Origin of the sequence: Polaromonas sp., assembly GCF_030682935.1 — a bacterium.
Classification (GTDB): domain Bacteria; phylum Pseudomonadota; class Gammaproteobacteria; order Burkholderiales; family Burkholderiaceae_C; genus Polaromonas.
In genome coordinates this window covers 1-16073 of the sequence record NZ_JAUXNA010000201.1, presented here as the reverse complement: position 1 = coordinate 16073, position 16073 = coordinate 1, and the positions used below count along the sequence as shown (strand labels likewise).

The window sequence follows — 16073 nt, the reverse complement described above, 5'->3', positions numbered from 1 at the left end:
ATGGTGGTGCGCTCGACCGACAGCTTGGCCACCCGCGCCAGCACAAACAGCACCATGCCCATGGGCGGGTGCAGCAGGCCTATCATCAGGTTGAGCACCATGACCAGCCCGAAATGCACCGGGTCGATGCCCAGTTGCTGCGTGATCGGCAGCAGGATGGGCACCAGGATGGTGATGGCGGCTGTGGGCTCCAGGAAGCAGCCGACAAACAGCATCAGGAGGTTGGCGAGCAGCAAAAACACCCAGGCTTCTTTCGTGAAACCGAGCACCCATTCGGCAATGCCGGCGGTCACGCCGGTGGCGGTCAGCATCCAGCCGAAGATCGACGCGGCGGCCACGATGAACAGCACGGTGGAAGTCGTTTCGACCGTGTCCAGGCAGACCTTGACGAACAGCTTGAACTTCAGCGTGCGGTACCAGGCAAAGCCCAGCACCATGGCCCAGACGCAGGCCGCAATGGCGCCTTCGGTGGGCGTGAACAGGCCGGTCGTCATGCCGCCGATCAGCAGCACCGGCGTCATGATGGGCAGCACGGCTTCAAAGCTGAACATCTTGTCGAGCACGAACAGCGCGACCAGGCCCAGAAAGACGGTGATCTGCGGCGGCGCGCCGACCTGGATCAGGCCCCACAGCGCCAGCGGCCAGCCAGCCACCACGGCCAGTTCCACCAGCGCCTTGCCAAAGCGGCTGCCCGAAAAACGGATGTCGCCGCCCCATTTGTTCTTGTGGGCAAACCAGGCGACGGTGAGCATCATCAGGACCGCCAGCATCAGGCCCGGCAGCAGGCCAGCCAGGAAGAGCGCGCCGATGGACACGTTGGCCATCATGCCGTAGATCACGAAGGGCAGGCTGGGCGGAATGATGGGGCCCAGCGTGGCCGATGCGGCCGTCACGCCGACGGCGAATTCGGACGAATAGCCGTGCTCCTTCATCGCCTTGATCTCGATGGTGCCCAGGCCGGCCGCATCGGCAATCGCGGTGCCGCTCATGCCGGCAAAGATCACCGAGCCGACGATGTTGACATGGCCGAGCCCGCCCTTGAGCCAGCCCACCAGCGCCAGCGCGAAGTTGTAGATGCGGGTGGTGATGCCGGCATTGTTCATCAGGTTGCCGGCCAGGATGAAGAAGGGCACGGCCAGCAGCGGAAAGCTGTCGATGCCCGACACCATGCGGTGAATCACCACGAAAGGCGGCAGCGTGCCGCTGAACAGGATGTAAACGAGCGAGGCGCCCGCCATGGCGATGGCCACCGGAATGCCGGCGCCCATGAAGATCAGGAAGAATATTTTGAGCATGGGATGACTTGTGTGATGCTGGTGGTGCCGGGACTCAGCGGTCCTGCATCGTGGTGTCGGGCCGCTCCAGCACGCTGTAGCCGCGCCGGTAATGGATCACGGCGACCTGTATCGCGCGCAGCAGCATCACCGCAAAGCCGAGCAGGCACAGCGAATAGACGATGTTCATCGGCAGGTCCACCACCGTCATGCGCGTCTGGTTGCCGATCTTGAGCATCATCTGCACCGTCATGACCACGGCGGCGCCAAAAAACGCGATGCGCACCAGGTCCACAAAGCCCGACATGAGCCGGCCCATCCTGGCCGGCATGTGGCGGTAAAAGAAATCGACATGGATATGGTTGTTCTTGGCCACGCCGATGGCCGCGCCGATGAACACCACCGCAATCAGCTGGTAGCGGGCAATTTCCTCGGTCCAGGCCGCCGAATCGTTCATCACATAGCGGGTGATGAACTGGTAGAAAACCGTCAGGCCCAGCATCCAGAAGATGGCCAGGGCCAGCCAGGCTTCGGGCGTGGTCGTCGACAGGTCCAGCACCTCGTCCTCGGTGTGGAACTCGCCGTCGTCGCTGATGATTTTGTCGGTCATGGGAGATTCCAGAGGTTTGTCTTTCTTGCTCCTTCCCCCTTTGGGGGAAGGCAGGGATGGGGGCTCTGCGGCACTTGGCGCGCTGTCAATTCGTCGCCGATCGGGGATTTCAGGGTGCTGACACCGACGGCGAATGAACGCTCTCCGTTAATGTGGCGGCCCCCATCCCAACCTTCCCCCAGCGGGGGAAGGAGCCGGACGGGATCACTTGATCGCGGTGATGCGGTCGTAGTCCTGCTGGCGGTAGCCGTGGTCGGTCGGTTTGGTGTTTTTCAGCACCGCTTCGCGGAAGGCGTTCTTGTCGACCGTGATGACGTTGTTGCCCTTTTTCTTGAACTCCTCGGCCAGGCGCACTTCGGACGCAATGATTTCGCGGCCGGTCTTTTCGGCGGCTTCCTGCATCACGTCGGAGAAGATCTTTTTCTCGTCGGCCGACAGCTTGCTCCAGAGCTGGCCGGAGGTGATGGTCAACAGCGAGTCGACGATGTGGCCGGTCAGCGAGATGTTTTTCTGCACCTCGAAGAACTTCTTCGCCTCGATGGTCGGCAGCGGGTTTTCCTGCGCATCGACGGTGCCGTTCTGCAGCGCCAGGTAGACCTCGGCAAAGGCGATGGGCGTCGCATTGGCGCCGAGTGACTTGGGAAAGGCCAGGTAGGCCGGCGCGTCGGGCACGCGGATCTTCAGGCCCTTCATGTCCTCGGGCTTGGTGACCGGCTTGGCCGCGCTGGAGGTGACATGGCGCGCGCCGTAGTAGTTGAGCGCGGTGATGTGGTTGCCGCTCTTGTCGTCATAACCCTTGGCGAGTTCCTTGAACACATCGCTCTTGGCATATTTCAGCAGGTGCTCTGCGTCCCGGAAGATGAAGGGAAAGTAGGTCACGGCCAGCGGCTTGTAGGTGTTGCCGGCAAAGCTGGCGCCGCTCAGGATGATGTCCACCGAGCCGAGCGTCAGGCCCTGGTTGATGTCGGCTTCCTTGCCCAGCGTGGAGGCCGGAAACACCTGCACCTCGTACTTGCCGTTGGTGCGCTTCTTGATTTCGTCGCCGGCCCAGACCGACCATTTGTGAAACGGCTCGGAGGTTTCATAGACATGCGCCCATTTCAGCTTGGTTTGCGCAGATGCAAGGCCAGAAATGCCTGTTGCGCTTGCCACTAGTGCACAGCATGCTATTGTTTTAAGAGTATTACGTTTTGTTTTCAAGTCGTTCATGGTGTCTCCTCGGGGTGGATGGTGTGCTGGCTTGACGGGTCCGGTGCATGCGCCAGCCATGCACCGCAGTTCTGATCTCTACACGGGATCCTTGAGCTTCTGGGCCTGTCGCCAGCTCACGCTGAAGCGGGTGTGCGAGTTGTCCATGTGTTGGTGCATGGCCAGGCGGGCGGCGGCCGGGTCGTGGCGGCGGATGGCCTGCAAGATGGCTTCGTGCTCGGCGATGGCGGCGCGCCAGGAATGCGCGGTTTCAAAATAGCCGGTCAGCCGCTCAAACAGCGGGCTGCGCCGGGAGTCCCAGAAGCGCTGCACCGTTTCAATCAACACGACATTGCCGCAGGATTCGACGATGGCGGTGTGAAAAGCCCGGTCGCCTTCGAGCGGCATGATGCCCTGGTCGGCATCGCTTTGCATCGCAGCCAGCGCCTCGGTCATGGCCGCGATGTGTTTGCGTTTGGCCTCGGTGGCCGCCAGTGAGGCTATTTCGCCTTCCACCACCCGGCGGGCGCGAATCAGCTCCAGCGGCCCCCATTCGTCGGCCGGAATCTGCGGGCTGCGGGCCGCCACGCGGCTGGCCTGGCTGCTGCGGTCCAGCACATAGACGCCCGAGCCGGTGCGCACCTCGACCCAGCCTTCGACTTCCAGCGCGATCAGCGCTTCGCGCACCGACGGGCGGCTCACGCCCAGTTGCCGGGCCAGGTCGCGTTCTGCCGGCAGGCGGCTGCCGACGGCCAATTCACCCTGGCTGATCAGCGCGCGCAACTGCCCGGCAATCTGCCGGTACAGGCGCTGGGGTTCGACAATTTGAAGGAGAGACATTCGGAAAAGGGTAAAACTCGAATTAAGGGTTAGCCAGAATTGGCCAAGTGGTAAGGCCAATTAATAATCCCATGAATCAGGCGCTTCACCCATCCGGCAAAACCCTGCCCTGGCGTCTGCCGGTGTACAGATCGACAAAACTTCCCAAGGAACCCAAGATGAGACTCGAAGGAAAAACCGCGCTGGTGACGGCCGCCGGACAGGGCATCGGCAAGGCCAGCGCATTGGCGATGGCCGCCGAAGGCGCGCAGGTCTGGGCCACCGATGTCAATCCGGCGCTGCTGGCGGCCTATGCCGGTGTGCCCAATATTCAGACCGCCGTGCTCGATGTGCTCGACAGGCAGGCGATCCACGCCTTGATCGACGGCCTGCCGGCACTCAACGTGCTCTTCAACTGCGCAGGCTTCGTCCATGCCGGCTCGGTTCTGCAAGCCACCGATGCCGAATGGGACTTTGCATTCAACCTCAATGTGCGCGCGCAGTTCTGGCTCATCCAGGCGGCGCTGCCGAAGATGCTGGCCCACCAGGGCGGCAGCATCATCAACATGGCCAGCGTCTGCGGCTTCAAGGGCCTGCCGAACCGCTTCCTGTACGGCGCCTCCAAGGCGGCCGTCATCGGCCTGACCAAAAGCGTCGCCGCCGATTACGTGGCCCAGGGCGTGCGCTGCAATGCGGTATGCCCCGGCACGGTCGACACGCCCTCGCTGCAGGACCGCATCAATGTGTTTGAAGACCCGGTGGAGGCGCGCAAGGGCTTTGTCGCGCGCCAGCCCCTGGGCCGGCTGGCGCAAGCGCATGAAATTGCGCCGCTGGTGGTGTTCCTGGCCAGCGACGAATCAGCGTTTGTCACCGGGCAGGCCTACAACATTGATGGCGGCATCACGATCTGACCACGACCTGAGTTCGCAGGCCGGTGTCCCGCAGGCTTTAACAATGAATTGACTCACCCCAAGGAAAAAAGGAAATCCCATGAAACTCGTTCGCTACGGCAACCCGGGCCAGGAAAAACCCGGCCTCATCGACACGGCCGGCCAGCTGCGCGACCTCAGCGGCCTGATCGGCGACATCGGCCCCGACCAGCTCGGCGATGCCGCGCTGGAGGCACTGCGCCAGCAGGACACCGGCCGCCTGCCAGCGGTCGAAGGTTCGCCGCGCCTGGGCAGTCCGCTGACCGGCATCCGCAAGTTCATCGCCATCGGCCTGAATTTTGCCGACCATGCGGCCGAATCGGGCCTGCCGATTCCTGCCGAACCGATCGTGTTCATGAAGGCCACCAGCTGCATCCAGGGACCCGACGATGCGGTCATGCTGCCCCGGGATTCGGTCAAGACCGACTGGGAGGTCGAGCTGGGCGTGGTCATCGGCACCCGCGCGCGCTATGTGACGGAAGACGAGGCCCTCGGGCACGTCGCGGGCTACTGCACCATCAACGATGTCAGCGAGCGGGAATTCCAGATCGAGCGCGGCGGCACCTGGGACAAGGGCAAGGGCTGCGACACCTTCGGGCCGATCGGCCCGTGGCTGGTCACGCGCGACGAGGTCGCTGACCCGCAGAACCTCGGCATGTGGCTGGACGTCAACGGCCGGCGCATGCAGACCGGATCGACCCGGACCATGATTTTCAGCGTCGCCGAGATCGTCAGCTATGTCAGCCGCTTCATGACGCTGGAGCCGGGCGATGTCATCACCACCGGCACGCCGCCCGGCGTCGGCATGGGCATGAAGCCGCCGGTCTACCTCAAGGCAGGCGACAAGATTGCGCTCGGCATCGACGGGCTGGGCGAGCAGCGGCAGGTAGTGGTCGCCTACCAGCGCTAGGCAAGGCTTACCCGGAAAACAGTAAAAAACCGGGTTTGCGCAATTTCCAGGGGCAGCATGCGCTCCATTTTCAATAGCCTGCTACCGATGTTTCCACGGCCCCGAATCCGGGCCGGGGCAGTGGGTGTCGCGCGGGAAACACCTGCGTTGGTGGCAGGCGTTGTAGGCTGTCGAACCCAATCATGCATTCCAGGAGGCACCCCATGAACATTCCTTCCCTGCGGGACGCGGTCAGCGCCGAAGAATGGCAGCTGCGCTGCGACCTGGCGGCCTGCTACCGGCTGGTGGCGCTGTACGGATGGAGCGACCTGGTGTTCACCCACATCAGCGCCAAGGTGCCCGAGGCCGTCACGGGCCCGGGCGCGCACCACTTCCTGATCAACCCCTATGGCCTGATGTTTGACGAGATCACCGCGTCCAGCCTGGTCAAGGTCGACGAGCAGTGCAACAAGGTGATTGACTCCCCCTTCCCGGTCAACCCGGCCGGCTTTGTGATTCACAGCGCCGTGCATGAGGCGCGCGCTGATGCCGGCTGCGTGCTGCACACCCACACGCGCGCCGGCGTCGGCGTGAGCGCGCAGGCCGGCGGCGTGCTGCCGATCAGCCAGCAGTCGACCTTTGTGCTGGCCTCGCTGGCCTACCACGCGTACGAGGGCGTGGCATTCAGGGACGACGAAAAGCCGCGCCTGCAAGCCGATCTGGGCCGCGCCAACTTCCTGGTGTTGCGCAACCATGGCCTGCTGACCGTCGGCAAGACGATTGCCGACGCGTTCTTGAGCATGTACACCTTTGAAGCGACCTGCCGCATCCAGATTGACGCCCAGGCCGGCGGTGGCGAACTGACGCAGGTCAATCCGCTGATCGTCCAGGGCGTGTCCGAAGCCATGCGCGTGCAGACCGGCGGCATGGGCGGCGCCTTTGTCTGGCCGTCGCTGATCCGCAAGCTCGAACGCCTGGACGCCAGCTACCGTACCTGAAAGGGTCAGGCCGGCGCGGGCGCTGCGTCGCCTTCCTGCACCACCAGTTCCTTGCGCACCATCTGCACGGGGCCGAAAATGGTGGCGAAGGCCACATCCTTGGCGTCGCGGCCCGAGCCTATGCGCACCAGCCGGTCTGTGGGCGCCAGGCCGGTCGGGTCAAAAACAACCCACTGGCCGTCCAGCCAGGCTTCGAACACGGCATGGAAATCTTCGGGCGGCTCCGCAAAATGCACATAGCCCACGACCAGCCGCGCAGGAATATTGAGCGCGCGGCACAGCGTGATGCCCAGGTGTGCAAAGTCGCGGCAGACGCCGGCGCGCTGCACAAACACCTCCTGCGCACTGGTGGTTGAATTGCCAAACCCGGGCAGGTACTCGATCGACTCGCGAATCCATCGCTCGATGGCGCGCACGCGGCCTATGCCGTGCGGCAGCTGGCCAAACAGGTGTTGGGCCGCGCGGCTCATGATGTCGGACTCGCAGTAGCGGCTCGGCATCAGAAAGCGCAGCACGTCGTCGGGCACCGCGCTGACCGGCGTCTCGTCGAGGTGCAGCGGCACCGGTGCCGGCATCAGTTCCACCCGGGCGTTGTAGTTGACCGTCAGCATCCCCTTGGGCGCGTCCAGCCGGATAAAGCGGTTGCCGCTGCGCTCGTCGCAAAAGTTGTGCACAAGGACTTCCAGCCGGTATAAATAATCAAAATGGCCCTGCGGCCGAATCGCCCTCCTGCAGGCGGCGGGCGGGACTTACTTCAGCACCTTCTTGACCGCACCGACACCCAATGCGGCCAGCACCACAAAAATGACGGCCAGAATCAGGAACAGACCAAACAGAATCTTGGCAATACCGGCAGCGCCTGCGGCCACACCGCCAAAACCAAGCGCACCGGCGATCAGTGAAATCACCACAAAAACAATCGCGTACTTGAGCATCATGTCCTCCTGAACCACGCCGCAGCGCACAACATGAGCACTGTAAAAACCCGATGCTAAAAGTGCCCGCGCCGGTGGCCAATCAGCAGGGCGCGCATGCGGCTGTAGGACAAGGCCGTCGCACCTGCGCGCTGCGGGACGGCACCGGCGACTACACCATCAACCCGCCGGGCACTCCGCCGCGCGGCCCGCCATGAAGGCGCAAGCAAGCTGACCTGGCGCAAGGCCGGGCTTGAAAACACCCATTCAGCGGCCCGTGCCTTGCCAAGCCCATCCAGAGGGGCGCACACTTGCAGCTTGTCTTGTTGTTTACCTTACGGATCATTTTCAATGCCTTCTTTATTCGACCCCGTCCAGGCCGGCGACCTGCAACTCGCCAACCGCATCGTGATGGCGCCCCTCACGCGCAACCGCGCGCCCGACGCCATTCCCACCCCGCTGATGGCCGAGTACTATGCCCAGCGCGCCACGGCCGGCCTGATCATCACCGAAGCCACCGCCATCAGCCACCAGGCCCAGGGCTATGCCGACGTGCCGGGCCTGTACGGCACCGAGCAGCTCGACGGCTGGAAGCGCATCACCGAAGCCGTGCATGGAGCGGGCGGCAAGATCGTGGTGCAACTCTGGCACGTGGGCCGCGTGTCGCACACCGAACTGCAGCCGAATGGCGGAAAACCGGTGGCGCCTTCGGCCATCACCGCCAAAACCAAAACGGTGCTGATCAGGGACGGCGTGCCCACCTTCGTGGCCACCTCGGAGCCGCGCGCACTCGACGCCGCAGAGTTGCCCGAGATCGTGCACACCTACCGGGCCGCCGCGCTCAATGCAGTGGACACCGCCGGTTTTGACGGCGTTGAAATTCACGCCGCCAACGGCTACCTGCTCGACCAGTTCCTCAAAAGCGGCTCCAACCAGCGCACCGACGACTACGGCGGCAGCATCAAGAACCGCGCGCGCCTGCTGCTCGAAGTGGCGCGTGCCATCGTTGACGCCATTGGCGGCAGCCGCACCGGCATTCGCCTGTCACCCGTCACCACCTCCAACGATGCGTTTGATGCCGACCCGCAGCCGCTGTTCGACTACGTGGTCAAGCAGCTCGCCAAGCTGAACCTGGCCTACATCCACCTCATTGAGGGCGCCACCGGCGGCGCGCGTGAGCTGCCCGATCGTCCGTTTGACTATGCCGAGCTGAAAGCCGCCTACCGCGCCGCCGGCGGCAAAGGCGCCTGGATGGTCAACAACGGCTATGACCAGGCGCTGGCCGGGCAAGCCGTCCAGGATGGCGCCGACCTGGTCGCCTTTGGCAAGCCCTACATCGCCAACCCGGACCTGGTGGCGCGCCTGCGCCTGAACACGCCGCTCAACACGCCCGACGCGGCGACGTTTTACGGCGGCGGCGCCAAGGGCTACACCGACTATCCTGCGCTATACAAATAATAGCTACTCATGCCCGACCTGTTTGGACAAAAGGCAGATTTGATGCATAAATTTCGATTTTTCAGCCCGCAGCCAGCCGCAGGCCGGTCAGCGCCGCCTGCTGCGGGTCAGCCGCCAGCGTCACCGCGCTGACCACGGCCACGCCGTTTACCCCGCAGGCCAGCACGCCGGGTAGGCGGTCCAGTGAAATGCCGCCAATGGCGACCACTGGATACGGCGCGGCCTGCGCGGCCCACTGCTTCAGCTGCGCCAGCCCGACCGGCTCGTAGGGCATGACTTTCAGCGTGGTCGGGTAGACCGGGCCGATCGCCAGGTAAGACGGCTGCGCCGCCTTGGCGCGCGCCAACTCGGCCGGGGTGTGGGTACTCAGCCCCAGCCGCAGGCCGGCGCGGCGCAGCGCGGCCAGGTCGGCCGTGTCCAGGTCTTCCTGGCCCAGATGCACGCCGTAAGCGCCAGCTGCCAGCGCCAGCTGCCAGTGGTCGTTGATGAACACCTGCGCGCCGGGCACGACACGACCGGCAAGAACTGCGGCGCGAACCTGCTGTTCAATTTCAGCGGGCGTGTGGTCAGCGGCCTTGATGCGCAGCTGGAGGGTGCGCACACCCCAGCCCAGCAGGCGCCGCACCCAGGCGGCGTCGGGCACCACAGGGTAAAAGCCGATGGGACCGGTGAGCGGGGCGAAAGCAGGGTTGGAGACAGCGTCAGTCATGGCATCAAGGGGCATGCCAAAACGGCACACCCACAGTCGGCGTCGACGCCTGCGCCGCAGCGCGCTCGGGCATGGGGGTGGATTCGTAAGCGGCGCGGCCCGCCGCCACGCCGTCGGCAAAGGCACGCGCCATGCGCACCGGGTCGCCCGCCTGCGCCACGGCAGTGTTGAGCAGCACGGCGTCAAAGCCCAGCTCCATCACCTGCGCGGCATGCGACGGCCGGCCCAGGCCGGCATCGACGACCAGCACGGCGTCGGGCAGTCGGCGGCGCATGGTTTCCAGCGCGTAGGGGTTGAGCGGCCCGCGCCCCGTGCCAATCGGCGCCGCCCACGGCATCACGGCCGCGCAGCCCGCCGCGTGCAGGCGCTGCGCCATCAACAGGTCATCGGTGGTGTAGGCGAACACCGCAAAGCCGTCTTTGGCCAGCACCGTCGCCGCTTCGAGCGTGGCCGCCGTGTCGGGCTGCAGCGTGTAGTCGTCGCCAATCACTTCGAGCTTGACCCAGGTCGTGCCAAAAATCTCGCGCGCCATCTGCGCCAGCGTGATCGCTTCGGAGGCAGAGTGGCAGCCCGCCGTGTTGGGCAAAATGTGGCAGCCCAGCGCCTGGATGCGCTGCCAGAAACTGCTGCCGCCGCCGCTTTCGGGCTGCAGCCGGCGCAGGCCCACCGTCAGCACTTCGGTGCCGCTGGCGCGCACCGCGTCGCCCAGCACCTGCGGCGACGGGTAGCGCGAGGTGCCCAGCAAAAAGCGGCTGGAAAGGGTGGTTCCGGCCACCGACCAGGGGCTGCCGTGGGCGATGGGGCTGTTCAAAAGATCGTTCATGTTTAACCTCCGGTAATTGGTGTGACCACGTCAATGCGGTCTTCGTCCTGCAAGCTGCGTTCCGGCCACTGCGGCCGGGGTACAAAATCGCGGTTGACGGCGCAGGCAAACGCACTTTTCAGGTCATAGCCGCGCTCCAGCAGCAGCGCCTGCAGCGTGGAAGCCTGCGTGGCAATGCGCTCGCCATTCAGGGAAATTTCAAAAGTCGTCATGCCTTTTCCTCGCTGTCAGTGCCCAGCAGTTTATGGGCCAGCTTGTCAATCACGGCCGGCGCGCACAGATAACCATGCCGGTACAGGCCGTTGATGTGCCACACGCCATCGCGAAGCGCCACGGCGGGCCGGTTGTCGTCCAGCGCCGGGCGCAGGGCCGCCGACAGGCGCAGCACGCGTGCCTCGCCAAAAGCCGGGTGCAGGCTGTGCAGGGCGCTGCCCAGCTCCAGCGTGGAACGCAGGGTCACCGGGCCGGTGTCTTCCGATTCCAGCTCGGTCGCGCCGACCACGAACTGGTGATCCGGCCGGGGCACCACATACAGCGCATAGCGCGGGTGCATCAGCCGCACCGGGCGCTGCAAGGTTACGCCGTGGCATTCGACCCGCAGCACCTCGCCGCGCACACCGCGCAGCTGCGGCCACTGCGCCTTGCTGCCCACGCCGCGCGCATCGACCGCCACATCGACCGCATGCGTGCCGCTGGCGCAGACGATGCGGCCCTCCTCCACCCTGTCAACGGCCTGGCCTTCATGCCAGGCGACACCCAGCCGGTCGATTTCAGTGGCCAGCGCGGCCATCCACTGTTCATTGGCCAGCTGGCCTTCACTGTCAAGGAACAGGCCGCCGCCAAACCGCCCTGCCAGCGCCGGCTCCTGCTGCGCCAGCCCGGCCGCATCGAGCGTGTGCACCTGGGCGCGGCAGGCCTCGGGCAGCTTGTGGTGCAGCAGCCGGCTGAAATGTTCCAGCGACGTCTGGTCGGGCGCATGGGCCACCACCAGCGTGCCTTGCTGGCGAAAGTACACCGGCGCGCCGCCGCCTTCCGCCAGCTCGGCGATCCAGCGCGGCCACAGCTGCATCGAGCGCTGGCCCAGCGCAAACACCGCGTCGTCCGACACCGCCAGTTCGGCCAGCGGCGACAGCATGGCCGCCGCCGTCATCGAGGCGGTGTCCAGCTCGGCGCGCTGGCGCGAATCAAACAGGCTGACGCGGCAGCCCGCGCGCAGCAGCCGCCAGGCCAGCGTGCGGCCCGCCAGGCCCGCACCCGCAATGCCGATGTGCAAGGTGTTCATGGGTGCTACCTTCAGGAATAAATCTCGTTGCCACCCTTGCGGAATTCCTCGGCTTTTTCCTCAAAGCCGGTTTCAATTTCAACCGTGATCTGCTTGATCGCAATCACGCCCGGCGCCTTGGCCAGTGTCGTCGTCGACGGGTTGAGCCGCGCAAACTCGCGCACCTCCTGCGAGATCTTCATCGAGCAGAATTTCGGCCCGCACATCGAGCAGAAATGCGCCACCTTGGCGTTTTCCTTCGGCAGGGTTTCATCGTGGTAGGCCATCGCCGTGTCGGGGTCAATCGCCAGGCGGAACTGGTCTTCCCAGCGGAATTCAAAGCGCGCTTTGGATACCGCGTTGTCCCACATCTGCGCGCCCGGGTAGCCCTTGGCCAGGTCGCCCGCATGGGCGGCAATCTTGTAGGCAATCAGGCCCTGCTTGACGTCGTCGCGGTTCGGCAGCCCGAGGTGCTCCTTCGGCGTCACGTAGCACAGCATGGCCGTGCCATACCAGCCGATGTTGGCAGCGCCCATGGCCGACGAAATATGGTCGTAGCCGGGCGAAATGTCAGTGATCAGCGGGCCCAGCGTGTAGAACGGCGCTTCAAAGCAGGCTTCGAGCTGCTTCTCGACGTTTTCCTTCACCAGCTGCAGCGGCACATGGCCGGGGCCTTCGATCATCACCTGCACGTCGTGCTTCCAGGCGATCTGCGTCAACTCGCCCAGCGTGTGCAGTTCGGCAAACTGCGCTTCGTCGTTGGCGTCGGCAATCGAGCCGGGGCGCAGGCCGTCGCCCAGCGAGAAGCAGATGTCGTAGGCCTTCATGATTTCGCAGATGTCTTCGAAATGCTCGTACAAAAAGCTCTCGCGGTGGTGCGACAGACACCACTTGGCCATGATGGAGCCGCCGCGCGAGACGATGCCGGTCAGGCGGTTGGCCGTCAGCGGCACATAGGCCAGGCGCACGCCGGCATGAATCGTGAAGTAGTCCACGCCCTGCTCGGCCTGCTCGATCAGCGTGTCGCGGAAAATTTCCCAGGTCAGGTCTTCGGCCTTGCCGTTGACTTTTTCCAGCGCCTGGTAAATCGGCACCGTGCCGATCGGCACCGGCGAGTTGCGCAAGATCCATTCGCGCGTTTCATGGATGTTCTCGCCGGTCGAGAGGTCCATCACGGTGTCGGCGCCCCAGCGAATCGACCAGACCAGCTTGTCCACTTCTTCTTCAATCGACGAGGTGACGGCCGAGTTGCCGATGTTGGCATTGACCTTGATCAGGAAATTGCGGCCGATGATCATCGGCTCGCTCTCGGGGTGGTTGATGTTGTTGGGAATCACGGCGCGGCCGCGCGCCACTTCGTCACGCACGAATTCTGCGGTGATCTCTTTCGGAATCGACGCACCGAATGAGTGGCCCATCTTGGGCATGCGTTCGGTCGCCAGGCGTTCGGCCAGCTGGGCGCGCACCAGGTTTTCGCGGATGGCGATGTATTCCATCTCCGGCGTGATGATGCCTTTGCGCGCATAGTGCATTTGCGACACGTTCGCACCGGCTTTGGCACGGCGCGGCACCGGCGCATGCGCCATGCGCAACGCGCTCAGCGCCGGGTCGTTCAGGCGTTCGCGGCCATACGCGCTGCTGATGCCGGGCAGCGCTTCGGTATCAAGCCGCTCGGCAATCCACGCCGCGCGCAGCGGGCTCAAGCCGCGCGTGATGTCGATCGGCGCGGCCGGGTCGGTGTACACGCCCGATGCGTCATACAGGCGCAGCGGCGGGTTGGCTTCGCGGCGCGTCTGCTCGCCTTCGGCCACCAGCGTGTCGGTCAGCGTGACCTCGCGAAACGGCACACGAATGTCGGGCCGCGAGCCATCGATGTAAATTTTTGCGGAACCGGGAAAAGGCGCGCGCGTGATGCGGCTGGTGAGGTCGTCGGTGTCAACGGTAAAACGGGTCTTGGCCATGGCTGTCTCCAGAAAAGGTGGGGTGCCTGCCTGGGGAGCCGGAGATATTGATGATGGTGCGGCTGGCGGAGCGCCCGGAATGCCTCCGGGGGGTGCCACTGCCAGCGCCGTCAATTCTGCCGGAGCCAAGTGCCTTGTTCCCTACGCGGGGATGATCCCGATCAGGTTCAGCGGGTCTCGCATCTGCGATCTCAGCCTCCAACGAATCTTTTTTTGAAACATCTTTGGCACCCCGACAAGCTGAGCGCATTGTAAGCACAGGGGTCATTCGCGGCAAGCCGGGCCACCCGGCAACGCCCTTTTCATCCAACTTTACAAAGCGTCACCGCCGCGCAATGCGGCCTATACACGCGCGCCGCACACTTGCTTTCAACCTGACGCCAATTCCTGGCAGCAGGCATCGTCCAGTCCACCTCCCCAAAAGGAAGTTTCCATGAAATTCACGCTCAAACCCCTTGCTTCCCTGAACAGTTTCGTCCTGGCCGGTCTGCTGGCCGCAGCAGGCGCCAGCGCCATGGCGCAAACCGCCCCCCTCACCCCGGTGCCCGCCCCCGCGGCCATGGGCCGTCAGGACCCCGCCAAAATGCAGGCCGTGATGGCCAAACGCCAGGCCGAAATGAAAGCCAAACTCAAGATCACACCGGCCCAGGAAGGCGCCTGGACGGCCTTTACCGCCGCCATGCAGCCACCCGTTCACGGTGCACGTCCCACGGCAACGCAGCGCGCCGAAATCGACAAACTGAGCACGCCCGAGCGCATCGACAAAATGCGCGAGATGCGGACCCAGCGCATGGCTGAAATGAACACCGCCATGGACCAGCGCGGCGCGGCCACCAAGACGTTTTACACGGCCCTGAGCGCCGAGCAGCAAAAAACCTTTGACGCCGAGCACAAAATGCACGGCAAGTACGAAGGCCGTGGTCGTCATGAAGGCGGCATGCACCACAAAGGCTGAGACTGACGCTGCGGTGGCCTGTTGCCCCCGCGCGCCATAGCCTGCACCGGCGACCCTTCTGGAGGGCGCCGGTGCAGGCTTTTTTATGGCGGTCGCACGCTGCAAATAGCTATGTATTCAATAGCTGACCATGCCCGTGGATATTGGGCCAACTGCCTGATTAATCATTAATTTGTGCCCGGCTTCTGGCCTGACCCGGGCACGGGTGGTGTATGGTGCACAGAGAATCTGTCGGAGGCGCGCGCACCATGTGCCGCCGGGCGACTCTCCCCAAATAAGTTGCTGTCCTACAGCCGCCCCCAGCGCCGGAGATCAACAATCGTCATCCAGGTATTTTTTGCCTGCACCTCACTTCCTATGCAGCCTCCTTTCACAGACCTTTCCACCCGCGACGCACCTGTCGATCTGTCGGTCGCCGCGCCTGACGCCTTGCCCGGGTTCGCCGCGCCCATCGACATGGCGGCCGTCGAAGCAGACACGCAGACCGCGCTGGCCGCCATCAGCCCCGACGCACCGTTTTCATTCAAGGTCCTCACGGTCAACATCCACAAGGGCTTTACTTTTTTCAACCGCAAGTTCATCCTGCCTGAATTGCGCGAGGCCGTGCGGATGGTGGGCGCCGATGTGGTGTTTCTGCAGGAGGTGACCGGCAACCACCTCAAGCATGGCAACAAGTTCGACAACTTCCCCGACGCGCCGCACTATGAGTTCCTGGCCGATACGATCTGGCCGGAGTTTGCCTATGGCCGCAACGCGGTCTACACCAACGGTCACCATGGCAATGCGCTGCTGTCGAAATTTCCGATTGTGCGTTTTGAAAACCATGACGTGTCCATCAGCGGCCCCGAGCGGCGCGGCCTGCTGCATTGCGAGCTGCATATTCCGGGCCGCAGCGTCAATGTGCATGCCATCTGCGTGCACCTGGGGCTGATGGAGGCCCACCGCACCCAGCAGATGGACATGCTGTGCAACCTGGTGCGCAAGGCCATTCCGGCCCACGCCCCGGTGGTGGTGGCTGGCGACTTCAACGACTGGCGTCACCAGGCCCACGCCCAGCTGGCGCGCAGGGCCGGGCTGCACGAGGTCTTTGTGCAGGCCCATGGCCAGGCAGCGCGCACCTTTCCCGCGCGCTTTCCCGTGCTGCGGCTGGACCGCATTTATGTGCGCAACGCCCTCTCCCACGCACCGGTGGTGCTGCCCGGCAAGCCGTGGTCGCACCTGTCGGACCACGCTCCGCTGGCAGCGGAGATTGACCTGTAAATATATGGCCCCCACGCTCGCCACT

18 protein-coding genes and 1 riboswitch are annotated in these 16073 nt (G+C 64.3%); of the genes, 7 read left to right on the top strand and 11 right to left on the bottom strand.

What is annotated here, in order from left to right; translation table 11 throughout:
* The 4 genes from Q8K05_RS09405 to Q8K05_RS09390 form a co-directional block, all read right to left on the bottom strand.
* Positions 1-1295, bottom strand: a 1295-nt coding sequence (locus Q8K05_RS09405) for a TRAP transporter large permease (protein WP_305246366.1), incomplete at its 3' end; no start/stop codon positions are given.
* 34 nt (positions 1296-1329) lie between these two features.
* Positions 1330-1884: a TRAP transporter small permease gene (locus tag Q8K05_RS09400; RefSeq protein ID WP_305246365.1), complete on the bottom strand. Its 555-nt coding sequence runs from the start codon at positions 1882-1884 to the stop codon at positions 1330-1332.
* Positions 1885-2088: 204 nt separating this feature from the next.
* Entirely contained in the window at positions 2089-3093 is a 1005-nt protein-coding gene (locus Q8K05_RS09395) for a sialic acid TRAP transporter substrate-binding protein SiaP (RefSeq protein WP_370868812.1), read from the bottom strand.
* Positions 3094-3171: 78 nt separating this feature from the next.
* A complete protein-coding gene (locus Q8K05_RS09390; RefSeq protein WP_305246364.1) occupies positions 3172-3912 on the bottom strand; it encodes a FadR/GntR family transcriptional regulator in 741 nt (246 codons plus the stop codon).
* A gap of 158 nt (positions 3913-4070) precedes the next feature.
* Here Q8K05_RS09390 and Q8K05_RS09385 point away from each other — a divergent pair, with 158 nt between their 5' ends.
* The 3 genes from Q8K05_RS09385 to Q8K05_RS09375 all read left to right on the top strand — a co-directional run bounded on the left by Q8K05_RS09385 (position 4071) and on the right by Q8K05_RS09375 (position 6707).
* Positions 4071-4802 (top strand): SDR family oxidoreductase, encoded by a 732-nt coding sequence (locus tag Q8K05_RS09385; RefSeq protein ID WP_305246369.1) that lies wholly within the window; start codon positions 4071-4073, stop codon positions 4800-4802.
* A gap of 79 nt (positions 4803-4881) precedes the next feature.
* Complete coding sequence (locus Q8K05_RS09380) at positions 4882-5730, top strand: fumarylacetoacetate hydrolase family protein (protein WP_305246363.1); 849 nt, start codon at positions 4882-4884, stop codon at positions 5728-5730.
* Between the two features lie 203 nt (positions 5731-5933).
* Positions 5934-6707 (top strand): class II aldolase/adducin family protein, encoded by a 774-nt coding sequence (locus Q8K05_RS09375; protein WP_305246362.1) that lies wholly within the window; start codon positions 5934-5936, stop codon positions 6705-6707.
* Between the two features lie 5 nt (positions 6708-6712).
* Here the strand turns inward: Q8K05_RS09375 and Q8K05_RS09370 are convergent, their stop codons facing one another.
* Positions 6713-7381, bottom strand: a complete 669-nt coding sequence (locus Q8K05_RS09370) for a transglutaminase family protein (RefSeq protein WP_370868811.1) — start codon at positions 7379-7381, stop codon at positions 6713-6715.
* A gap of 75 nt (positions 7382-7456) precedes the next feature.
* Positions 7457-7642, bottom strand: coding sequence for a DUF1328 family protein (locus Q8K05_RS09365; protein ID WP_305246368.1), 186 nt, complete (start codon positions 7640-7642; stop codon positions 7457-7459).
* A 53-nt stretch (positions 7643-7695) separates the two neighbouring features.
* Here Q8K05_RS09365 and Q8K05_RS09360 point away from each other — a divergent pair, with 53 nt between their 5' ends.
* Positions 7696-7839 carry a hypothetical protein gene (locus Q8K05_RS09360; RefSeq protein WP_305246361.1) on the top strand — a complete coding sequence of 48 codons (144 nt, stop codon included), beginning with the start codon at positions 7696-7698 and terminating at the stop codon, positions 7837-7839.
* Between the two features lie 133 nt (positions 7840-7972).
* Positions 7973-9079: an alkene reductase gene (locus Q8K05_RS09355; RefSeq protein ID WP_305246360.1), complete on the top strand. Its 1107-nt coding sequence runs from the start codon at positions 7973-7975 to the stop codon at positions 9077-9079.
* Between the two features lie 61 nt (positions 9080-9140).
* Here Q8K05_RS09355 and thiE read toward each other — a convergent pair whose 3' ends face one another.
* Genes thiE through thiC form a run of 5 tightly spaced genes read right to left on the bottom strand, consistent with a single transcriptional unit; the run spans position 9141 to position 13833 of the window.
* The gene (thiE, locus tag Q8K05_RS09350) at positions 9141-9788 is read right to left on the bottom strand and encodes a thiamine phosphate synthase (protein ID WP_305246359.1); all 648 of its coding nucleotides are present in this window, start codon (positions 9786-9788) and stop codon (positions 9141-9143) included.
* A gap of 4 nt (positions 9789-9792) precedes the next feature.
* A complete protein-coding gene (locus tag Q8K05_RS09345; protein ID WP_305246358.1) occupies positions 9793-10611 on the bottom strand; it encodes a thiazole synthase in 819 nt (272 codons plus the stop codon).
* A 2-nt stretch (positions 10612-10613) separates the two neighbouring features.
* Positions 10614-10823, bottom strand: coding sequence for a sulfur carrier protein ThiS (gene thiS, locus Q8K05_RS09340; protein ID WP_305246357.1), 210 nt, complete (start codon positions 10821-10823; stop codon positions 10614-10616).
* Positions 10820-11893 carry a glycine oxidase ThiO gene (thiO, locus tag Q8K05_RS09335; protein ID WP_305246356.1) on the bottom strand — a complete coding sequence of 358 codons (1074 nt, stop codon included), beginning with the start codon at positions 11891-11893 and terminating at the stop codon, positions 10820-10822. The genes thiS and thiO overlap by 4 nt, the downstream gene beginning before the upstream one ends.
* 11 nt (positions 11894-11904) lie before the next feature.
* Positions 11905-13833 carry a phosphomethylpyrimidine synthase ThiC gene (gene thiC, locus Q8K05_RS09330; protein WP_305246355.1) on the bottom strand — a complete coding sequence of 643 codons (1929 nt, stop codon included), beginning with the start codon at positions 13831-13833 and terminating at the stop codon, positions 11905-11907.
* Positions 13834-13954: 121 nt separating this feature from the next.
* Positions 13955-14078, bottom strand: a riboswitch (TPP riboswitch).
* A 188-nt stretch (positions 14079-14266) separates the two neighbouring features.
* Between thiC and Q8K05_RS09325 the strand changes: the two genes are divergently transcribed.
* Complete coding sequence (locus tag Q8K05_RS09325) at positions 14267-14788, top strand: Spy/CpxP family protein refolding chaperone (RefSeq protein ID WP_305246354.1); 522 nt, start codon at positions 14267-14269, stop codon at positions 14786-14788.
* 456 nt (positions 14789-15244) lie between these two features.
* A complete protein-coding gene (locus tag Q8K05_RS09320; protein WP_305246367.1) occupies positions 15245-16048 on the top strand; it encodes an endonuclease/exonuclease/phosphatase family protein in 804 nt (267 codons plus the stop codon).
* The last annotated feature ends 25 nt before the right edge of the window (positions 16049-16073 follow it).